The following is a 19,164-nucleotide window of genomic DNA, read 5'->3' on the forward strand; positions in this document are numbered from 1 at the left end:
AGGCAGAAGGGCATAATGCGCTATTCAAAGCCTTTATGCTCCTCTGTCGTTTTTACAGTTTGGAAACAGTTACTTTTGAATATAGAATAGTTATGAGAATTAATAAATGTCTGTTTAGTGTCGTTGTCGGATTCTTGTTCATGTTTCCGCCATCTCTCAGGTCTGAGAATGTGACTATTGACGACAAATCCTATCAGATGGATCGTTTGATTGAGCGGCGCATTGGCCCGGGGACAACTTATCTGCGTCTTCGTTTGCCTGAGATTCCTCTCAACGTTAATATGGTTATTGCTGATATGACGAATGAGTATGTCCGTGTTGAAAACTCTGTGGCCAATGAAAGCGCCAAAGGAACTGAAAAGATTGTCTCGGCTGCCATGCGCTTGTCAGAATCCGAACATAGGGTGATTGCCGGGCAGAATGCCAACTTCTGGGCTGTAAGTTCGCAGAGTCCTGACGGTAAGCTGTTTTCATCGCAGACACGTAATGTCTCCATACGAAATGGCAAGATGGTTACCGAATGCAATATGGCTTCAGAGATGGCCTTTGGCGGTCCGCTTCAGGTGACAGGACTGATGGGCATATCGCCTGATAAGGAAATATATATAGACTATTGTCAACCTTCCATGGTGATACGTGTCAATGACGGGATTGCTCTGTATAACGTTAGCCAGTGCAATAAGGGTGTGCATCCGGATGAAATCGGGATTTATAATAGTTTTTATGGCTCAGACACGAAATTTAGCCCAATTTCGTCGGAGCTTGATGCAAATGGCTTCTATCGGTTGGCTGAAGGTGGAGATGCGACAGAAGTAATTCTGGATATTGCTGACGGTGAGGAGTGGATGGGGGGCCGCTTCATAGACTTTATCGTCAAGGAAATCCGTACTGATGCAGGATTCGGGACACTTGGCAATCATGATCTTGCCATAGTCGGACGTGGAAATGGACGGACAAAGCTTGCCAATGTCAAGGTGGGCGATAGGGTGGCACTTAAATACACCTTTCGTTTTTCTCCATCTTCCTCGTCGGTCTATCCACTTGTGGAGACAGCTATCGGCGGCAATCTGCTTATGATGCGTGATGGAGAGGTTCTCTCTCGGTGCAATGCGGCTGATTATGATAGCATGACCTATCCCCGTTCGCTATACGGTACGTCGGACGATCACAAGACTCTTTATATGATGGTTATTGACAAATCGACTGATCCTGTCTACGGTAAATCGGCAGGCCTAAGCACGGCTAAGGCTGCGCAGATTGCACGTCATTTCGGATGTGCCTACATGATGCAGTGCGACGGTGGAGGTTCGGCTGAAATGTATGTTACAGACAGAATTGTCAATAAGACAACAGAGAATACGCCTCGTGCAGTTGCCAATTGCCTCATGGTCTTTGACGATTCTCCGGCTGATTCTGAAATATCAAGAATAGAAATAGATTATCCTGAAGAGATTGTCTCGCTTCCCCTTGGAGCTACATTCGAGCCTCGGATTCTTGCCTATAACCGTTACGATTCGTTACTTGACACAATACCTGATTATACTCTTGTATGTTCTGACGGCGTTGGTGTTGTCGATGGCTGTGGATTTATAGCATCCGACACTCCGGCATTCGGTACGCTTACTGTTGTTTGCGGTGAGAAAAGTGTGACACGTCAGATCTCAGTAGGAGGTGCGTTGTCATCCATCGGAAGCATTGCTTCAGACAATACTGACAGTGTTCTGAAGCTGACACCGCGTATGGTTCTTCCCGGCAGAAATGTCGGTCTTAAATGTCCGTTTATGTCAGCTGTTGAGATATACAATATCTCGGGTCAACTTTTGTCGCGTCATTCAGTGCCGGATTTGGATAGCTTTACAATTGCCGCGCCACAAAATCCGGGTCTCTATATCGTGACGGCTGTAACCGGTAGAGGCCGTTTTTCCCAATGTCTGGTGGTAGGATAGTCTCTATATAAGTCAAGTAGTTAATATTAAATCTGATAGCTTTATGAATAGAATTTTTATCGGTGTCTTTATGGCTATAGCGGGGACATTATGTTCTCATGCTGAGATTGCTGCTGATGTAGACCGTTATCAAGCCGGAAGTCAATATTACGCATATCCTGTGACAGATGACAATGCACCTGTGTTGTCGTCATCTCCCGAAGGTTATGAACCGTTCCATATTGAGCATTACGGCCGTCATGGAAGCCGTTGGCTTACTGCGGATGAACTTTATATGAGGCCGGTCGATTATCTCCGGCAGGCAGATATGAAAGGAAAGCTAACCGAGAGAGGTCGGCTATTGCTTAAACAGCTGATTTTTGTGAGCGAGGTCGCAAAAAATAAAGCCGGGGAATTGACCCCGCTTGGCCACCGTCAGCACCGTCAGATTGCCAGACGTATGGTTAAGAATTTCCCTGAGATATATCGTGCCGGCAATTATGTGAATGCTAATTCTACGGTGGTTATCCGTTGTATCCTTTCAATGGCCAGTGAAATTGCTGAACTGAAGGCTATAGAACCGGGGCTTAACGTAAAGTGTGATGCTTCAATGGAAACTCAGAATACATTGAACTACAATCATCTTGATATTCCGGCACAGCAGCTTATAGCGACAGCGACTTCTGAATTGTCCGAGAATTTTTCTGCCCGTCCGAGAGATATTTCATCATTTACTGAATTGGTATTCAATGATGCCGCATGGGCTAAAGACTCAATTGACAGCCGTAGTGTTTTTAAGTCGGTCTTTGAAGTGGCGGTTAATGCTCAGAGTCATGATAATCTTTATGAATTATATGATTTTTTCACTCCCGGAGAGTTGCGAGACGAATGGGTTGAACGTAATGCCGAATGGTATGTTACCGCCTGCAACACTCCTTTGACTTCAGGCCGTGTACCGTATTCGCAACGTTATTTGTTGAGAAGTATAATTGAAGGAGCGGATTCGGCAATCGTTTCCAACAAGGTAGGGGCCAATCTGCGTTTCGGACATGAATCGGTTTTATTGCCTTTGATAACACTTATGGAAATAAACAATGTTGATTACTCGACAGACAATATTGATAACTTGGCTAATAACTGGAGGAATTTTGAATTTTTCCCGATGGCTTCAAATATTCAGATTGTATTCTATCGGCCCGTAATTCAGGCTCATAATAGCGGTTATCGGCTCTCAAGTAATGATGAGCAGACAGGTAGTGATATTTTAGTCAAGATACTGCTTAATGAGAAAGAAGTCCCGTTTCCGATAAAAACAACATCTTATCCTTACTATAAGTGGGATGATTTACGTTCCTATTATGATAATAAATTCAACGGGTTTAAGGATAAGTTTCAGGAATAATGAATTGCCTAAGGCTGATCTTACATCAAATTAAAGTGTTCATACATCTCGTTAAAGCCCAATAATCAAGGAGTTGAGCATCGCACCAAGCAAGCTCAACTCCTTATTATTCTATCTTCCAGTGAATTTAAAGAGTTTAATATTCTTCCTCATTAAAGAAAGAATTGATTGTTTTTATGATTGATTATCAAGTGATTGCTGATTTGTTGATAGTTTTATGACAGCGTATTATGCAGTAAAATGCGGTGAAATGCCGGTGGCGATAGTTTTCAAGTGAGAGGTTTGAGTGGGTGTATTGTCTGTTATGGTGGTTGACCGGTGAAATTTATGTAGACAATATCGGGATTTCAGTATATAACTTACAAAACCCCATCTCAATGTATGTAGATGTCAACGAATAACCCCGAACCGATCAACGACAACTTGATTACCACCCTTATAAAAGAAATAAAGAGCCTGAGGGCTGAGCTCAATGACCTCAGGAGCGGACTGGAAACTACTAAAATCCAGCTTAATCCCAAGGCTCTTTATAATAATAAGGAGATACGGTTGCTGCTTGGTGTCGATGAACGTCTTGTGAAAAAATACCGTGATAACGGACTGTTATCATATATCCGTGAAAGTGACAAGTATTGGTACTTGGGCTCGGATGTGATAGCATTTCTTAACCGGAGCCGTTATGAGGCTTTTGCCTAAGCCAGCAGAATCCAGTATTTTTTAGCTTTACGAAAAACTGACACATCGTTTTAATCTTGTAAATTCGCTTGATACGAACAGGATTAAAACGATGTGTCAATGTGTAAAGTAGTAATATTCACGCGTGTGTCAACACGCATTCAGGACAACCAACGTCAGGTCAACGACCTCAATGAGATTGCCGGGCGACGAGGCTGGAATGTCGAGAAAGTGTTCTGTGAACAGATCAGCGGAGCCACCTCAAATAAAAATAGGGGCGAACTGGTTGCTATGCTTGATTATATCTCTGTCAACCATATAGAAAAGGTAATGGTAACTGAGTTAAGCCGTCTGGGACGCGATACCGTACAGGTGCTTGAAGTAATCGAGCGATTGAATGAATCCGGAGTGTCGCTTTATATTGACAACTATAATATCGAGACTCTGACTTCTGATGGCAAAATAAACGCTATGAGTCAGTTTATGGTCACGATACTTGCCGAAGTAGCGAGAATGGAGCGTCGTACAATCAGGGAACGCATGGAGAGCGGGTATGTCAATTACATAAATGCCGGCGGTCGTGTGGGCCGAAAACCCGGCTACCACAAAACCGCCGACATAATGCAAGTGGAATATACCGAAGAGCTACGACTTTTGCGAAAGGGTATCAGTCTGCGAAATGTAAGTAAGCTGACCGGCACTTCCGTGAATACACTCCGAAAGTGTAAATCGCTACTATAGCGTATGTATCAGGACATGAAGTTTATTAATACATACGACCTTCCTCTTGTAACTTCGCATGGATTTCTTTTGCGCGTCGTTTAGCATAATTGTAGTTGCGAAGGCTCTTAAACGATTCTGAAAAGCCCGGATTGTCCTTGTAGAACTTCGGTGAGAAGGCTCTGAGATGATATAACTGCATTGCGATAGCGTTAATTATCCCGCATTTGTCTTCAAGAGTGCCACTTCCGTAGCGGAACTCATTACACAGGATCTCATGGTTGGCCCACATACAGGCGGCGACCTGTCTTTCATCATTCGCATCGAAATCTTCCGGCATACAAGGCATTTTAATGGTTGTTGGACCAAAGCAACAAACTGTCATAGCATATTCTTCCTCCTCGCAGTCTTCATCATATTCGAGGGTATAACTAATACCTTCGCAATATAACTTTTCGGAGTCCTTTACGATGTATGCCCAGTTCATGCCTGCGGCTTCCTGAGCTTGTCTCATGATGTCCAGTAAGGTGTTTTTTTCTGTTGTCATTCTGTTGATTGAATTTAAGTTTGGATTGTTATTGAGTTGTGTTGAATCAGCTTTATTGCTGAGCTCTTCCGTTTGGTTATAGGAAAAATTTGTGGAATTGTTTAATTGATTGGTCATATTTTTGATATTAGAGTTTTGAAATTTTTGTTTCAGTGGATTGGATCTCCCTCTCGAATTGTGAGAGGGAGAGACGAATGGCTTTAGAACAGAGCCTCCGGCAGTCCATATTGGCTTAGGATATATTCATAATGATCACCGTAGCCGGTTCGGAATATGTGCATCTCAGGAGAAACCTGCTCGTAGAACGGATTCAATTCCTTATCAATGTATACCCTGTACAATATACCGTTGGGACATGCAACGATGATATGAGGGTAACCACCTGTTGCCCATGAGTCGCGATACTGGTATCTTGCCTCATAATAGACATATTCGGAATTAATCAACCTGAGGTTATACATCAGCCACCCAAGATTAGGATGTCGATCAAAGATGTATTTAGTAGTGATTTTACGCATAATGACCGTCAGAATAATGGTTGGATGTTGACTGATACGACACTCTCGATTTCCTTCAGAGTCTGATAGAAGCATGAACGACCATTGTATTCAACCTCCTCTCGTAGAATCTCGACCGCTTCGTCAAGCAAGCCCTCGTTATAGCTGGGGACAAAGAAGAACTTGCCATCTTTCTCCTTTATGATTCTCATGCGCCCTTCGATGGTCAGCATATACGCGGCAATTCTTTCTTCGCCATTAGTACCCTGTGCATTCTCTTCTGTAGGGAAGAAAAACACATTCTTTTGATTGTTAAGCTCCTCGTCTTTCAGGAAGCTGTGCAGACCTTTGCCCTTTGCAAAGATTTGCTGTAGGACGGTAAACTTTAACTGTCGATGTGCTATGATTATTTGTGTCATATAAGTAAAAAATTACGATTTAATGAGTCGGCTTCGTTGCCTTTCTGCCAGTTATATTAGGGATTGAGTAGAAAGTTTAGATTTGGGGTGAAATTTTATTGTTAATTGATGTTAACAAAATTATGGATGCTGATATATTCGTATAGCATCCCTCCGCGATGATACCTGGCCAAGATGGCTTTGATTGTATTGCAGGTATTCGAGAAGAGGACTGTTTGCAGGGGTTAAGAGATATACTTTTTCATTGTGTTGAATTATGAAGTTTCTATCAATGGTAGATCAACTTGATGAAAAAGTTTATACGAAGATGGATGTGACTGTAAATTTTTTTCTCCTTATTATATTAATTATATCCTCTTTCACTCAAAAACAATATAATACTGATGACACTTTTTGTAAAGTAACAGTGCTTGTCTTCGGAGAGATTATGTCAAGAGATAATGTTAAAATCACTAATTTTTGGAGTCAAGAACGGATTTAACACTCTGATTCTCAAAACAGCTTGGTCAATCGCAAAATAATGTTTAACTTTGCAGTGTACCGTTAAGTCGGTTCATAGTCAAAACACGAAAGTGTCTTACTGATTCTCATGTGTCTGAAGTGTGGAAGCTTAGAGACCAATGCGAGGAAAAGTGGACACTCTCGCGTCGTACACTCATACGGCGTGGGAGTTTGCACTTATACCCAAGCATTGAAGGCTTCTTCCACCGCCTGGACACATTTGGGATAAGATAGCAGCTTCCACGCTTTCGTCATTTTATCTCTTTCCTCAGGGGAGCGGGAAAGGCTAAACTCAGGCAAATGACCGAGACTAATACCGATAAGTTCCTTGAGGGTTTCCGTCAGTGGTGGTTAAACAAGGGACATTCCAGACGCAGCGCCGACAGCTATTGCTCAGGCATAAGGCGTGTCAACAGGGAATTCTTCCTTCCGATAGTCAATAAAGACCTGTTTGACGGGCTTGTCGACGCTGTGGCAAAAGGGTGTGCGGAGAACTTCCTCACAGCATTGGTCGGCACCATAGGAGAGAAGAGTAGAAACACTACAGACCCGACGGAGAAAAAGCGGCTTCAAGATAATGTGAGCCACCTGAAAAAATTCATTGAATATGTTGTCGCACTTCAGGATGACACTGTTGCTGCCATAGATCATAGTGAGACAGAGCTGCTCGACGACAGCGCTCTTGATTCCGACTTCGAGTTTTTTGACCATGATACACTGGCGGGCATATTCTCTCTTCGTATCAAGACACAAGACCGCATGAGCGCGGGTAAGAATGTTTTCTTCCCCATACGTATTCTTGGGAGTCTTTTCTCAACAGCAGACCGTTACCATCTCGATATGTTTGTCCGCAAGGGTATTCTTGCATCTGACGGGAGTCCTTTGTATCTCAAGAGATGGTATGACAGTTGGGTAAAGAGCATAGTCGGACGAGTAGTATTCCATACAGCCAAGGGCGACTATAGGCTTTCTGAAATCGAAGGTCTTCGGATTATGCGGTCTACGGGCAGTGTGTGGATTGTTGACAAGGAGCATTCACGTACTATACCTTTGTTGTCAGAAGGTGAGAACGGCTTGCAGCCTATGAAAGCAAAGTCATTGAAGCAAATCCATCTCGACCATACCGAACGCATGGAGGATCTTCTCATACGTCTCGAACCGGTGCTTACTGTCATGCGTCAGATTACCGACAATATAAAAGCATCTGTGAAGGGACAGACTGTAACTGTCAAAGACAAAAGAAGAAATGAGCATAAAATTGAACTCGATTCCTTCCGTCCCGGAACGCTTACACTCGTCAGCGGATGGTATTGCGACAATGTGGACTGGGACTTCATAGCCCCGCTGCTTTCACTTGTTCGTGTCGAGCTCGACTACATAGCCGCTGCCACCCGTCTGACAGCAATGTCATCCACCGACAACCTTAAAAAACACTGAGAACTTTACCCTGTTAGCAATAACAACGCCAAATGACGTTAAATCAGGTTATTGCAAACGGAAAACATTTACATTTGCAAAAATAACAACTACCATGCTTCATTCCAAGAACTTTGCCGACTCAATAAAGGCAATCAAGCAATATGTTGAAGCCGGAGACTATTCCAGGCCTCACATAATCGCTTCAGAGATGTACTATCCAAGGTTAAACCAACTCGTAGGTGAAAATAAGCGTATCCCCGGAGGCAAGGACGAACTTCGACCCTATTCATGGGGCGCTCCATCATATGCCCAACTGCCTGAGATCATGAAATGCGACACAGAGCATTTCTTTATAATACCTATCGGACGCGGGCGTGGAGAAGAACTCAAAGAAGTGCTTTCTCTTCCCATTGCATCAAAAGCTCCGTGGTTTATCTACATCGAGGATTCACTGATTCGTGAATGGGGTAATGATGTTGACTGCGACATCAACTTCTATGACTTTGACCGAGAGGTATGGCTCAAAGCAAGTGAGGAAATCAACCCGGCTACAGGCAGACGCAAGATAGACCGGTTCTATCTCGACTTCCTGAAGCAAGCCCCGGATGAATTCATCTCTTTGTACCCACGGGAGGGATCTTTCAGTATGACCCAGAATCAACCTTCAAAGTGGGAAGCTGCGAGCCATAGCCTTATCTCTGGGATAAAGCATATGCTTGAGTCTGCAGTTCGCGCCAATGGTCATAAAGGGAAGTCAGAGGAAATAGCTCCATTGGTGGAGCCTATGTTCCACTCGCTCTTCACTGATGGAGACATTGACTGGAACAAGATGTCTGATACGCTTGAAGCACTTCCCGAAGATGTATGGAAGAAGTCAATTATCCTACCGAATTGCGTAAAGGCAATGGCTGTCGACCTCTCCCGTGTGGACCAGTTCAAGCTGCATGCGATTTATCGACTAAACTGTGTCACTCAAAATGTATATGCAGCTCTCCATGAGTTTCACGGACTGCCCGCTGCAAAGTAACCGTCGGTAATCATGATAGACCGGAACTATTCAAAGTTTTACCATCACAATGTGGCTATGGACGGATGTCCCTTTGTCGAGGTCGACAATCCGGTCATAACCATTATTGGGCTTAAAGGCACAGAGGAGGCTGTCGCCTCGGCTTGTGCTTTGGTCACCAAAGAGTGGATAAAAGATTCGTTGTCGGAAGATTGCATCGAGTGGGTGCGCCAGTATCATAGCTTGGGATATTTTACCATCGAACTGCGTACCAACAACTATATCCCTCAGGTGTATGATGGAATCAAGGCCATCGACGGACTGACATCTGTCAAGTATGTGGTATATGACACCGCCTACAGACGCATGATAGCCAACGACAAGTATATGGCTGAGACGATTAATGGCTCTCGGAAGCTGGATTATGACATCGAACTTGATGACGATGACGATTTTTTCCCGATGATTTGTGAGCTGTCATTGCCAATTGATGACTTATGACACGTTTATGGTAAAACTACGCCTGCTACTTAACCTGTTGGTGACCATATCGTTTTTGCTATCGCAATGGCTGATACCCCTGTTGGCCATTGCGATGGCAGTGACGGTGGTGCATACGCATTGCGCTGTGTGTGGTGGCTGCATTGTGGCTCTGTGCCTTCCGTCCGTGGAAAATCTTCTCCGACGAGCGTTTCCCCGACTTCATCGCTACCGTGAAGCTCGCCATCATAAAGCTGCTGTCGTGATAATACATATTCGGTACCGTAAAGTATATTAGAAGACAAAAAAACAGATTAATACATGACCGATAAGGAATTAACCGCCCGTATCGCGGAATTAAACGCACAGAGAGCTGCTCTTAAAATGGAGCGTGACAAGCTTGTCTGGGAGGAAGGCATTCCTGCCATCATTGCCAAGATGAAGAGATACGGGAAGATGTCTCTTAATCTGAGTAGTGCTGCGGAAGCTAATATTTGTCTATCCCATAATGAATTATGGCGAAATTTAAGTGATGGACATTTTGCTGTAAAACAACTGTGTCTTGATGAAAACGACAATCTAATCGTTGTCTTTAACGCTCTTTTATTGAATGAGAAATCGGCAATGAAAGATTGGGTGTTTGACCGCGAGAACATAAAGAGGTCTGTTGATGAGGAAATTTCCAATGCCGTAATAGCTCCGTTACTTTCAAAACTTCTAGATGATGCTCTCTATAGTGACGTTGTAGATATATCTTCTGTGTTTGAAGTGATGTCGGGGGCCAAAGAGATAGACCTCAGTTCGGTTGATACGTCAAAAGTGACAGATATGCATGCAATGTTCCAAGGCTGTACCAAACTGACGTCACTTGACCTTAGCCCACTTGACACGTCAAAAGTGACTGACATGCATGAAATGTTCAAAGGGTGTCACAGACTGGAAGTTCTTGACCTCAGCTCGTTTGACACATCAAAAGTAACTGACATGAACTCGATGTTTGGCAGTTGTGAGGCGTTGACATCACTTGACCTCAGCCCGTTTGATACGTCAAAAGTGACGAACATGAGTCACATGTTTGAAAATTGCCAGGCGTTGAAGAGACTTGATATCAGCTCATTTAATACGTCAGCAGTGACGGACATGAGTCACATGTTTGAAAAATGTTGGGCGTTGGGATTACTTGATCTCAGCCCGTTTGACACGTCAAAAGTGACAAACATGAGTCACATGTTTGAAAGTTGCCAGACATTGACATCACTTGACCTTAGCCCGCTTGACACATCAAAAGTAACGAACATGGGAGCAATGTTTAGTGGGTGTAGTGAGCTGACATCACTTGATCTTAGCCCGCTTGACACATCAAAAGTAACGAACATGGGAGCAATGTTTAGTGGGTGTAGTGAGCTGACATCACTTGACCTTAGCCCGCTGGATACATCAAAAGTAACAAACATGAGTAAGATGTTCTGCGGTTGTTACTCGTTGACATCACTTGACCTCAGCCCGCTTGACACATCAAAAGTAACGGACATGAGTCACATGTTTGAAAGTTGCCAGACATTGACATCACTTGACCTTAGCCCGCTTGATACATCAAAAGTAACGAACATGGGAGCAATGTTTAGTGGGTGTAGTGAGCTGACATCACTTGACCTTAGCCCGCTTGACACATCAAAAGTAACGAACATGGGAGCAATGTTTAGTGGGTGTAGTGAGCTGACATCACTTGACCTCAGCCCGCTGGACACATCAAAAGTAACGAACATGAGTCACATGTTTAAAATATGTAATGCGTTGACATCACTTGACCTCAGCCCGCTGGACACATCAAAAGTGATGGACATGAGTAAGATGTTCCGCGGTTGTTGGGCGTTGACATCACTTGACCTCAGCCCGCTGGATACATCAAAAGTAACGGATATGAGCGGAATGTTCTGCGGTTGTAGGGCGTTGACATCACTTGACCTCAGCCCGCTGGATACATCAAAAGTAGCGGATATGAGTGAAATGTTTAAAGGCTGTGACAAACTGACATCACTTGACCTCAGTTCGTTTGACACATCGGAGATAACATATATGAGTGAAATGTTTTGGCGTTGTAGCAAGTTGGAGACAATCGATATGAGCACATTTAATCTCTCTAAGGTTAAGAAAAATGAAATGTGGGGAATGTTTACGGCCTGCGATAGTCTCAAGACCGTGATAATGAAAAACTGTTCAGCAGCTACTATCAAGAAAATCAAGTCTAAGTTACCGGAAGGTGTGGAAATCATTCAATGATGCATTTAGGAGAGCGATAGTATTCAGTCAGGGAAACTAAACTACCGCTCTCTTTATTTTTTACTCTGCTCCTGAATGTCGTAGGTTGAATTGTCAAGAAATTGCGTTAAAAACAGCAGTCACATAGTGTCAAGAAACGATTTAACTATCACTGTATCCGCTTATTGGCTATCTTTGCATGTGTGTAACTGATTCACTCAGTCTGCTATCATATTATAATACTCAACATTCTCTCAAAACAATATAATACTGACGACACGAAATGGAAATTCCCGATAAAACCGACATGGGCTATATGTGTTCACATGCGAATCTTTGCGATATGGAGACGCTTGACATTAGCTCTCTCGATACTTCAGAGGTGATTAGAATGAGCTATATGTTTGGATTCTGTGAGAACCTGATCTCGATTGATCTAAGCAGGTTAGACACCTCAAAGGCGGAAAGCATGCGCGGAATGTTCATTGACTGCCATGCGCTGACGGCTCTTGATTTAAGCGCGTTCGACACCTCGAATGTCGAGGATATGAGTGAGATGTTTCTGCGTTGTAATGGGCTGACTTCGCTTGATTTGAGCAATTTCAATACATCAAAGGTAGAATCGATGTTTGGCATGTTTGCGGATTGTAGCGAACTGGTTACGCTGAATATCAGTTCGTTTGACGCGTCCAATGCTGACGTGGGCAAAATGTTCTACGGTTGCCGTAACCTCAAGACCGTAATCATGAAAAACTGTTCGGACGAGACCGTAGAGAAAATCAAGGCTGAGTTGCCCAAAGGTGTGGAGATAATACTCTAATACCACTAAACGATAAGACTATGACGAACAAGGAAATGAAGACCCGGCTTGCGGATATGGCCGGACAAATATCAACTATCGAAGAGGAACGCAGGGAGTTTGTATGGACTGAATGTGTCCCGGCAATCATATCCCGTATGAAGGAGAAGGGGAAAAGCACTCTATACCTCCGGGAAGCAGAGTACAACAAATTCTTTGAGCCGGGTGAACTCTGGGGTATTTCAAGGGTGCCTTCTATGCAGCCAAAGAACTGCGTCTTGACGACGATAAGCTTATGCTTGAATACAGCATGGTCAGCTATAGTCAATCGACCTATAATATAGACCCGTTATATTATATAGCTCCGCATTATTATAGCGATGGTAACGAGGATGGCATGGTGGCTGAAGTTGACCGCGAGATTTCCGATGCCATACTCGTAGGCATAATCGATAAATTGCTTGACGATGAGATCTATAAAATAGGGTTTCACGGACGTGTCGAGGATGATTTAATGCTGAATTATACCATTGATAGTGATGAGTTCAATATAGAAGGTTTTACTTATTTCCCTGCCAAGGATATTCGTTTTGCATGGAATATGGAACGGCTTGACAAGACTGTGACACATCTGCCATTCGACATATATGTCAATACATGTCGAGAGACCGACCATCCGCTGGCACTTTTCATACCTGACGAATACCACGACCCGTTAAGATATTTTGCAGTAGTAATTTACGATGGCGGCTCTGTCGGATTTCCTGACGATAAACGTACAACCGTCCGCGACAGCAGGTATAGCTTAAAAAAATAGCCGTCCAGGTTTTGGGCGGCTATTTTTGTGAGAGTTTCCAGCGGTCGGGAAGCAGGTCGCGGTATTTTTCGATCGGGGTGTTTGGCGGCCATGCGGCACATCGGTCGATTATGTCGCAGAAGTAGTCGAAGACGTTGACTCCGCAGCGGTGGCAGGTGATCGCAAGAGAGTGGTACAGGGCGGCGGCTTCGGCTCCGGAGTGGGAGCCGATTGTAAGTCGGCGACGGGTCAGGGATATGTAGCGGTTGATTCGCTCGACTTCGTTGTTGTCGAGTCTGTAGGTGGGTGAGGCAAAGATGCGTGGTATCTCGTCCCATTGTTTGAGTGCATGTTCGGTGGCGGCGAGCAGCGGGTCGTCGGGTGGCACGCCGATGCGGTCTTTGACTGCTGTCAGTCTCATGCGGATTTTCTCGAGCATCACCTTGGAGTATCGTTGTCTCCACTCAAGGTGCTTTCCCGCCGTCCATCCGTCTTTGCCTATGCGGTGCTGATGCTCGAAGTGGTAAAGGAGTCCGAAGAGCTTTGCTATTTCCTGCGCCTTTGGATTGTCTTTCAGATCGAGAAACTTTCGCTTGATGTGCTGCAGGCATGGCAAGCGTTTTATCCCGCTCATCCCACCGATTCCGATATGCCGGTATCCCGAGTAATAGTCGCACTGGAAGGCTCCGTTGAAGCCTTTTATGTGTTGCTCGAAGACTTCGGCCGAGCGGGAGCCGTCGTCATAGAAGAAGTACACAAGCCCGGTTGTCATGCCGACGAACACCCATATGTAGCCTTTCTTGATCTTTCTTCCCGAAGGAGTTGCCACCTGCAGCCGCACTTTCTGATAGGTCTCGTCACCGCAGATATAATTGTCCGCGACTATTGCCTGACCCAGCGCCTTGTATAGATTTTCCAGATGTACCCTTACCTTACTTACGAGCTTCTGTGCGGTGCCTTTGTCAAGGTCGAAGCCGTGGGCACGGAAGTATTCGACAGCATTTTCAAGTGGCATGCAGTGGAGATAGCGTAGCTCGGCGAGTCCGGCTATGAAGGAAGATGTATACTGCGAGTTAAGCAGCGGTGTGGCGGGTGCGGAACCTTTGTATATTTTCTCGTCCTGCACGTATTTTCTGACCTTGTAGATAATTTTTTTGAAGCGCATCGGCTCCATGACGTAGCGCACGACATCGCACTCGCCGATAAACGTCGCCGCCTCGGGATTGAAGTCCGGACTGTCAGGCTCCACTATAATGGTCTCCACCTCACACTCCGGATGCGTCTTCCTTTTGGCGCCGTTGTTGGTACGTTTCTTCTCTGGCTTCTGCTGTCGAGTTTCGGATGTGGCAGGAGTCGTCACCGGTTTCTTCTGACGCTCCGACGGCGAGCCCTGCAGACGCTGCACTGCCTGACGCGCGGCTTTCTCTTTGCTCAGTTCCGCACTTTTGCCTTTCATAGCCTCCTCCATTGAGGCCATTTGCTTGCGCAGTTCATCTACAGTCGCCACAAGCTTCTCGTTGGTCGACTGCAGCTTTTCATTGGATAAAGTAAGCGAGCTGACAGAGGCCAACGCCTCGTCGAGCCGCCCTTGAAGGAACTCGATCTGACGTTGCAGAAACTCTATCAACTCGTTCTTTTTCATGGTGTAAAGTTACAAAAAATATCTGACATTTGCAACTTTCCACGCCATTTATTTATTTGATTAACAAATTATTAAGCCTTATTTTACGGCCATTCTGAAGCGATTTTCGACCATCACCTTCACAGGCGTGAGGCCCCTCATCAGCATATAGAAATCGTCCCATTGGAGCCTGCGCACGCCGTCATCGCCCTTTTTGAGCACCTCCCGGAAACGGCCTCGCGACAGTCTTTTTGTGTACATCAAAAATCCGTCGCCATCCCATTTCAACGCCTTCATGGTCTTGCGGTCCTTTGAGAAAAACACATACACATCGCCCGATGCCGGAGAATGCCCCTTCCACGACCACACCATCTGGGCCAGACCCCGGATGCCGTAGCGCATCGATACCGGCTGCCGGCATACCCAGAGCCGCATATCCGCCTCAAGACTCCACATCACTCCTGCGTGTCATGACATCCACCAGAAGCGCCAGCCCCTCCGCGCTTATCTCTCCCAGACTCACGCCTCGGCCCCAACCGAGTTCGATGTGCACGTCACGCACGACACTGGTGGCACCGACATCCCGGCTCTCATCCGCAACCTGAATACCGGGAACCTTAACCTCCCGGAATAACGGCCCGCCACCTTCCCGCGACGAATCCGGTCTCTCCGGCAGACTGCGTTGATAATCGCTTATGCTGATTTTGCGGCGCCGAAGCCACTCATAAAGCCGCTGGACGTTGACGCCGGTACCGGCACAGAAACGGTTCAATGCGATATAGCCGTCTGTCTCGCATTGATTCTTGTAACGCGTCCATGTCTCTGAATAGACATCGGACAAAGACTTGTTATAACCCATGATTCTTTTTGTCGACAAAGATACAACTCTCTTTCGGAGTTCGTCAATATGCTATCGCGGATGGTTGTACCGATAAACTGTTAAGGTTCATGCACCATATAGAGCCGAGAGATCTTTCAAATGTGCTTAGATTTGCCAGCCATTATAAAGACATGTTGATACAACTGTCAAAGAGTGAGGGTGAGATTTCAGTTTGGAAACTTAATTCTGACGCCTTTCTGCTCAACAAGACACCGATTGACAAATCATATCTCTTAAAAGAGGAAGAGGAAGATGATGACTGATTCTTGAGAATTGTCAAGAAATTGAGTTAAAAACAGCGGTCTTGCAGTGTCAAGAAACGATTTAACTACCACTGTATCCGCTTATTGGCTATCTTTGCATGAGAAAGACTGATTCGCTCAGTCTCCTATTATATTATAATATACTCAACAATCTCTCAAAACAATATAATACTGACGACACAAAATGGAAAAATCGATTTTTATAGCTGAAGGAATGAGCACCCCGGAAGAGGTAAAGCAGGCGTTATGCGGAGAGATTCCGTCAGGACACCGACTGATTGCCCTGGACTATGAGCAGGATGTAAAGCTATTGGCGGAAGAGCCTTTGGGTTTCCTTTCCAGAATCTACTCCGGAGATTCCATTGACGATGTTGTCAGACAGTTAAGAGAGCTGGTAGTGAATTATAAGCTGTGGGGCTACAGGCGTGTGGTATTCCGTCTAGTCTGTCGACCGGACAGCGGAGTGACAGCCGGGCAACTTGACTCTTTGTCTACTCGTTTCTCTCGTCTGCCACAGGTGCTTGATGTGTGTTGCGGAATGGATGTCTGCGAGACGCAAACGGAGAATGTGCGCCTCCTGCTGCTGGCTTCAACGTCGTGCTATTATCCTTCGTTTCGGAAACATGCCTACTGACTGTTGGAACACTCCGGGGAGATACTTGCCGACCGTTCATTGTATATGGCTGCAATCGGTGACTGCTTGTTCTGCTCTTCGGCGCGCAGTCTGCCAAGGTTGGGAGGCCTTATTGAATGGTGGTCGCGACACCCCGATCTGGCTCGTGACCCCAAGGGCAACCTTTTACTCTACGTCCACAACTACGGAACTCGGAAAGCCGACATCCTGACTCCTGAAGGGAGGTGGATAATAGGTCGGGAGTTGCCTGAATTGCAATGGAGTAGAGTGCTTTGGGGGGATCTTACGCATGGAGAGTATAACTGGAACGAATCTCTCAATGAGAGTATCATGAAATACTCACAAATGAATGCTGACGGAGCCTGTACCATAGAGGAGGTAATAAGCAGGCTTGGACTTGACAACAAACAAAATGACTATGAAAATGAATGATATTGTAGAAAACATAAGCGATACACTCCCCGTGATGATGTATCTCCACGGGTTTATGTCGGGAGCCAACGGAGCCAAGCAGAGACAGTTGCAACGTCAGTTCAAGGGTCGCTACCGGGTGATTGCCCCAGAGCTGGACGCAGATCCCGACAGCTCTCTGGAGGTAATCAACCGCGCCATACGCGAGGAACACCCGGAAATAATCATAGGCACCTCGCTGGGAGGCTTCATGGCCCTTGAATGTGAGTCGGGCGATGCCGATGTGGTCATCGTCAACCCCTGTCTTTTCCCGAAGTCACAGTTAGCCCAATGGGTCGGTGAGGAGCACACATACTTCTGCAAGCGTCTCGACGGCGTTCAGACCTATACTCTGACACAGGCTACTCTCGACAAATATGAGCGTTATGACGCCGTGCAGTCGGTGTGTGACAACGCTCCGCGTGTCGCTGCTCTCTGTTCGACAGCTGACGACCTGCTTGGCGACTCGCATGTCAAAGCCCTGACAGGCTTGGTATGGGACAGCTTTTTCAAGGTAGTGGACGATTTCGGCCACCAGTGCAAGGATGCCGGGATGACACACCTCTACGACCTTCTTGAACTCGTCATCGACCGCCGTCGGAGAATGGGTGGCTCACCAAGGTCATTCAGTGATTTTGAAGAGATGGTACGCACCCGTCCGCAACCCGAAGTTCCCGGATTCTACCGTCTGACAGTGCGTTCGTATGAACCTGACCAAATGGATTTGAAGCGTGTGTATGTCAACCGGCAAACCGCGGAAGAGGCAGCCTGTGACCCGATGTCATTTCGCCTGGTAAGACGCAACGGTGATGTTGCAGTACGCATGATGCCGAGTGACCGCAATGTAAAGGTATTCAACCCTGACAGCGCGGATTATGCTACATTTCATGAGGCTGCGGAGGCAATGAACGGTCTGGTCGGAAATAAAGACATTCTTGATTTCGAGCTAAGACACTACCCCTTCGGTATAATGTCGCAGACACAGAGGTATGTGGAATCGTGGATGTATGACTTCCGGGGCTCCCTGATTCAGAAGTCAACCTGTTCACCTGTCCATAACAGACAACCGGGGATATATGGAAAATTCTTCGGTCATTTACCCGACAGTCTCCCTTACAGAAAAGGCGACATTGTAATCGTATTTGAACCGTTTCCGAATGGTAACCGTACATACGCCATGATGGGTGTGATTGCCGAAGAGCCACACACGGTCAAAAAAGGTTACGAATATTACCGTCGGGTGGTGAAGCGTCGCGAGCGTGACGGACTACCTGTGAGTGACTGGCTTGACGAAGAGAATTATCCCGGTTATGAGAATGACCGCTATCTGGTTCAGACAGGCTTTTATAATGAAAGCATGAACACTCTGTCCTATCGTCATCCGATGGAAATTTTCCCGGTGAAGTTTCCGGTGGGCTATGCTATGGTTGATCTGATGATGCAATGGCACTCTCAATATTGCGAACTGAGAAATAAAGACGAGCATCTTCATGAACGCATAGCGAGGACTCTGGAAAATGAACACCGTAATCGGGTTTATGGCATGGGGCGACGGACACAGGCATGTTTCGGTATACGTTTCCACATCGCCAAGAGACATCTGTTTGAACATATCGACGAGGTTCTTGCCGATCCGGCTCAGCGTTCCACTCCGTTACCGATAGCCTACCATCATACAGGAGAAAAGAAGGTGATGCTCGGAGCTTACCTGACATGGTGGCGTGATAACGGTTACGCCCCTGACGAGTGTGACAAAGAAGAATGGAACGCATTTCTGGAGTATAACAATACTTTCAATGTCAGTGATACAAATTTTCAGATCATTGATATAATCAACATGTACACTCAGGAAAACCCGGTATCATTATAGA

21 protein-coding genes are annotated in these 19,164 nt (G+C 45.7%); 15 read left to right on the forward strand and 6 right to left on the reverse strand.

Annotated elements, in window-relative coordinates; translation table 11 throughout:
- The first annotated feature begins 92 nt into the window (after positions 1-92).
- The 4 genes from E7747_RS05800 (at position 93) to E7747_RS05815 (ending at position 4,743) form a co-directional block, all read left to right on the forward strand.
- Complete coding sequence (locus tag E7747_RS05800) at positions 93-1,946, forward strand: phosphodiester glycosidase family protein (protein WP_168185248.1); 1,854 nt, start codon at positions 93-95, stop codon at positions 1,944-1,946.
- A gap of 43 nt (positions 1,947-1,989) precedes the next feature.
- Positions 1,990-3,327: a histidine acid phosphatase gene (locus tag E7747_RS05805; protein WP_136414702.1), complete on the forward strand. Its 1,338-nt coding sequence runs from the start codon at positions 1,990-1,992 to the stop codon at positions 3,325-3,327.
- A gap of 387 nt (positions 3,328-3,714) precedes the next feature.
- A complete protein-coding gene (locus tag E7747_RS05810; RefSeq protein ID WP_123611800.1) occupies positions 3,715-4,023 on the forward strand; it encodes a MerR family transcriptional regulator in 309 nt (102 codons plus the stop codon).
- A 99-nt stretch (positions 4,024-4,122) separates the two neighbouring features.
- Positions 4,123-4,743 (forward strand): recombinase family protein, encoded by a 621-nt coding sequence (locus tag E7747_RS05815; protein WP_123475977.1) that lies wholly within the window; start codon positions 4,123-4,125, stop codon positions 4,741-4,743.
- 25 nt (positions 4,744-4,768) lie between these two features.
- Here E7747_RS05815 and E7747_RS05820 read toward each other — a convergent pair whose 3' ends face one another.
- The 3 genes from E7747_RS05820 to E7747_RS05830 form a co-directional block, all read right to left on the reverse strand.
- Complete coding sequence (locus tag E7747_RS05820; protein ID WP_136414704.1) at positions 4,769-5,269, reverse strand: hypothetical protein; 501 nt, start codon at positions 5,267-5,269, stop codon at positions 4,769-4,771.
- Positions 5,270-5,469: 200 nt separating this feature from the next.
- Positions 5,470-5,787 carry a hypothetical protein gene (locus E7747_RS05825; protein ID WP_136414705.1) on the reverse strand — a complete coding sequence of 106 codons (318 nt, stop codon included), beginning with the start codon at positions 5,785-5,787 and terminating at the stop codon, positions 5,470-5,472.
- An 8-nt stretch (positions 5,788-5,795) separates the two neighbouring features.
- On the reverse strand, positions 5,796-6,185 hold the full coding sequence (locus E7747_RS05830) for a hypothetical protein (protein WP_136414707.1): 390 nt from the start codon (positions 6,183-6,185) through the stop codon (positions 5,796-5,798).
- An 801-nt stretch (positions 6,186-6,986) separates the two neighbouring features.
- Here E7747_RS05830 and E7747_RS05835 point away from each other — a divergent pair.
- The 7 genes from E7747_RS05835 to E7747_RS05865 all read left to right on the forward strand — a co-directional run bounded on the left by E7747_RS05835 (position 6,987) and on the right by E7747_RS05865 (position 13,466).
- Complete coding sequence (locus tag E7747_RS05835) at positions 6,987-8,123, forward strand: hypothetical protein (protein WP_136414709.1); 1,137 nt, start codon at positions 6,987-6,989, stop codon at positions 8,121-8,123.
- Positions 8,124-8,217: 94 nt separating this feature from the next.
- Positions 8,218-9,132, forward strand: coding sequence for a hypothetical protein (locus E7747_RS05840; protein WP_136414711.1), 915 nt, complete (start codon positions 8,218-8,220; stop codon positions 9,130-9,132).
- Positions 9,133-9,144: 12 nt separating this feature from the next.
- Positions 9,145-9,612: a hypothetical protein gene (locus tag E7747_RS05845; RefSeq protein WP_136414713.1), complete on the forward strand. Its 468-nt coding sequence runs from the start codon at positions 9,145-9,147 to the stop codon at positions 9,610-9,612.
- 300 nt (positions 9,613-9,912) lie between these two features.
- The gene (locus E7747_RS05850) at positions 9,913-11,871 is read left to right on the forward strand and encodes a BspA family leucine-rich repeat surface protein (protein WP_136414714.1); all 1,959 of its coding nucleotides are present in this window, start codon (positions 9,913-9,915) and stop codon (positions 11,869-11,871) included.
- Positions 11,872-12,133: 262 nt separating this feature from the next.
- Positions 12,134-12,670, forward strand: a complete 537-nt coding sequence (locus E7747_RS05855) for a BspA family leucine-rich repeat surface protein (RefSeq protein WP_136414716.1) — start codon at positions 12,134-12,136, stop codon at positions 12,668-12,670.
- Positions 12,671-12,690: 20 nt separating this feature from the next.
- Positions 12,691-12,993, forward strand: a complete 303-nt coding sequence (locus E7747_RS05860; protein WP_136414718.1) for a hypothetical protein — start codon at positions 12,691-12,693, stop codon at positions 12,991-12,993.
- Complete coding sequence (locus tag E7747_RS05865; protein WP_136414720.1) at positions 12,945-13,466, forward strand: hypothetical protein; 522 nt, start codon at positions 12,945-12,947, stop codon at positions 13,464-13,466. Before E7747_RS05860 ends, E7747_RS05865 begins: the two co-directional genes overlap by 49 nt.
- Before the next feature lie 19 nt (positions 13,467-13,485).
- On the opposite strand, the gene tnpC is transcribed toward E7747_RS05865, so the two are convergent.
- From tnpC to E7747_RS05880, 3 genes are all read right to left on the reverse strand, one after another.
- Positions 13,486-15,087, reverse strand: coding sequence for an IS66 family transposase (tnpC, locus tag E7747_RS05870; protein ID WP_136413423.1), 1,602 nt, complete (start codon positions 15,085-15,087; stop codon positions 13,486-13,488).
- 78 nt (positions 15,088-15,165) lie between these two features.
- Positions 15,166-15,522, reverse strand: a complete 357-nt coding sequence (tnpB, locus tag E7747_RS05875; RefSeq protein WP_136413421.1) for an IS66 family insertion sequence element accessory protein TnpB — start codon at positions 15,520-15,522, stop codon at positions 15,166-15,168.
- Positions 15,509-15,925: a hypothetical protein gene (locus E7747_RS05880; RefSeq protein WP_136413419.1), complete on the reverse strand. Its 417-nt coding sequence runs from the start codon at positions 15,923-15,925 to the stop codon at positions 15,509-15,511. Before E7747_RS05880 ends, tnpB begins: the two co-directional genes overlap by 14 nt.
- A gap of 152 nt (positions 15,926-16,077) precedes the next feature.
- Here E7747_RS05880 and E7747_RS17245 point away from each other — a divergent pair, with 152 nt between their 5' ends.
- The 4 genes from E7747_RS17245 to E7747_RS05895 all read left to right on the forward strand — a co-directional run bounded on the left by E7747_RS17245 (position 16,078) and on the right by E7747_RS05895 (position 19,163).
- On the forward strand, positions 16,078-16,209 hold the full coding sequence (locus tag E7747_RS17245; RefSeq protein ID WP_262710066.1) for a hypothetical protein: 132 nt from the start codon (positions 16,078-16,080) through the stop codon (positions 16,207-16,209).
- 184 nt (positions 16,210-16,393) lie between these two features.
- On the forward strand, positions 16,394-16,843 hold the full coding sequence (locus E7747_RS05885; RefSeq protein WP_123611879.1) for a hypothetical protein: 450 nt from the start codon (positions 16,394-16,396) through the stop codon (positions 16,841-16,843).
- A gap of 3 nt (positions 16,844-16,846) precedes the next feature.
- Complete coding sequence (locus E7747_RS05890; RefSeq protein WP_148070742.1) at positions 16,847-17,275, forward strand: hypothetical protein; 429 nt, start codon at positions 16,847-16,849, stop codon at positions 17,273-17,275.
- Positions 17,268-19,163, forward strand: a complete 1,896-nt coding sequence (locus E7747_RS05895) for a YqiA/YcfP family alpha/beta fold hydrolase (protein ID WP_168185249.1) — start codon at positions 17,268-17,270, stop codon at positions 19,161-19,163. Before E7747_RS05890 ends, E7747_RS05895 begins: the two co-directional genes overlap by 8 nt.
- The last annotated feature ends 1 nt before the right edge of the window (position 19,164 follow it).

The sequence above is a fragment of the Duncaniella dubosii genome, assembly GCF_004803915.1.
Classification (GTDB): Bacteria; Bacteroidota; Bacteroidia; order Bacteroidales; family Muribaculaceae; genus Duncaniella; species Duncaniella dubosii.

What these genes read in the sequence shown, in the direction of transcription:
- E7747_RS05800 (WP_168185248.1), top strand. Translation starts at nt 93, where the DNA reads ATGAGAATTAATAAATGTCTGTTTAGTGTCGTTGTCGGATTCTTGTTC.
- E7747_RS05805 (WP_136414702.1), top strand. Translation starts at nt 1,990, where the DNA reads ATGAATAGAATTTTTATCGGTGTCTTTATGGCTATAGCGGGGACATTA.
- E7747_RS05810 (WP_123611800.1), top strand. Translation starts at nt 3,715, where the DNA reads ATGTCAACGAATAACCCCGAACCGATCAACGACAACTTGATTACCACC.
- E7747_RS05815 (WP_123475977.1), top strand. Translation starts at nt 4,123, where the DNA reads ATGTGTAAAGTAGTAATATTCACGCGTGTGTCAACACGCATTCAGGAC.
- E7747_RS05820 (WP_136414704.1), bottom strand. Translation starts at nt 5,269, where the DNA reads ATGACAACAGAAAAAAACACCTTACTGGACATCATGAGACAAGCTCAG.
- E7747_RS05825 (WP_136414705.1), bottom strand. Translation starts at nt 5,787, where the DNA reads ATGCGTAAAATCACTACTAAATACATCTTTGATCGACATCCTAATCTT.
- E7747_RS05830 (WP_136414707.1), bottom strand. Translation starts at nt 6,185, where the DNA reads ATGACACAAATAATCATAGCACATCGACAGTTAAAGTTTACCGTCCTA.
- E7747_RS05835 (WP_136414709.1), top strand. Translation starts at nt 6,987, where the DNA reads ATGACCGAGACTAATACCGATAAGTTCCTTGAGGGTTTCCGTCAGTGG.
- E7747_RS05840 (WP_136414711.1), top strand. Translation starts at nt 8,218, where the DNA reads ATGCTTCATTCCAAGAACTTTGCCGACTCAATAAAGGCAATCAAGCAA.
- E7747_RS05845 (WP_136414713.1), top strand. Translation starts at nt 9,145, where the DNA reads ATGATAGACCGGAACTATTCAAAGTTTTACCATCACAATGTGGCTATG.
- E7747_RS05850 (WP_136414714.1), top strand. Translation starts at nt 9,913, where the DNA reads ATGACCGATAAGGAATTAACCGCCCGTATCGCGGAATTAAACGCACAG.
- E7747_RS05855 (WP_136414716.1), top strand. Translation starts at nt 12,134, where the DNA reads ATGGAAATTCCCGATAAAACCGACATGGGCTATATGTGTTCACATGCG.
- E7747_RS05860 (WP_136414718.1), top strand. Translation starts at nt 12,691, where the DNA reads ATGACGAACAAGGAAATGAAGACCCGGCTTGCGGATATGGCCGGACAA.
- E7747_RS05865 (WP_136414720.1), top strand. Translation starts at nt 12,945, where the DNA reads ATGCTTGAATACAGCATGGTCAGCTATAGTCAATCGACCTATAATATA.
- tnpC (WP_136413423.1), bottom strand. Translation starts at nt 15,087, where the DNA reads ATGAAAAAGAACGAGTTGATAGAGTTTCTGCAACGTCAGATCGAGTTC.
- tnpB (WP_136413421.1), bottom strand. Translation starts at nt 15,522, where the DNA reads ATGTGGAGTCTTGAGGCGGATATGCGGCTCTGGGTATGCCGGCAGCCG.
- E7747_RS05880 (WP_136413419.1), bottom strand. Translation starts at nt 15,925, where the DNA reads ATGGGTTATAACAAGTCTTTGTCCGATGTCTATTCAGAGACATGGACG.
- E7747_RS17245 (WP_262710066.1), top strand. Translation starts at nt 16,078, where the DNA reads ATGTTGATACAACTGTCAAAGAGTGAGGGTGAGATTTCAGTTTGGAAA.
- E7747_RS05885 (WP_123611879.1), top strand. Translation starts at nt 16,394, where the DNA reads ATGGAAAAATCGATTTTTATAGCTGAAGGAATGAGCACCCCGGAAGAG.
- E7747_RS05895 (WP_168185249.1), top strand. Translation starts at nt 17,268, where the DNA reads ATGAATGATATTGTAGAAAACATAAGCGATACACTCCCCGTGATGATG.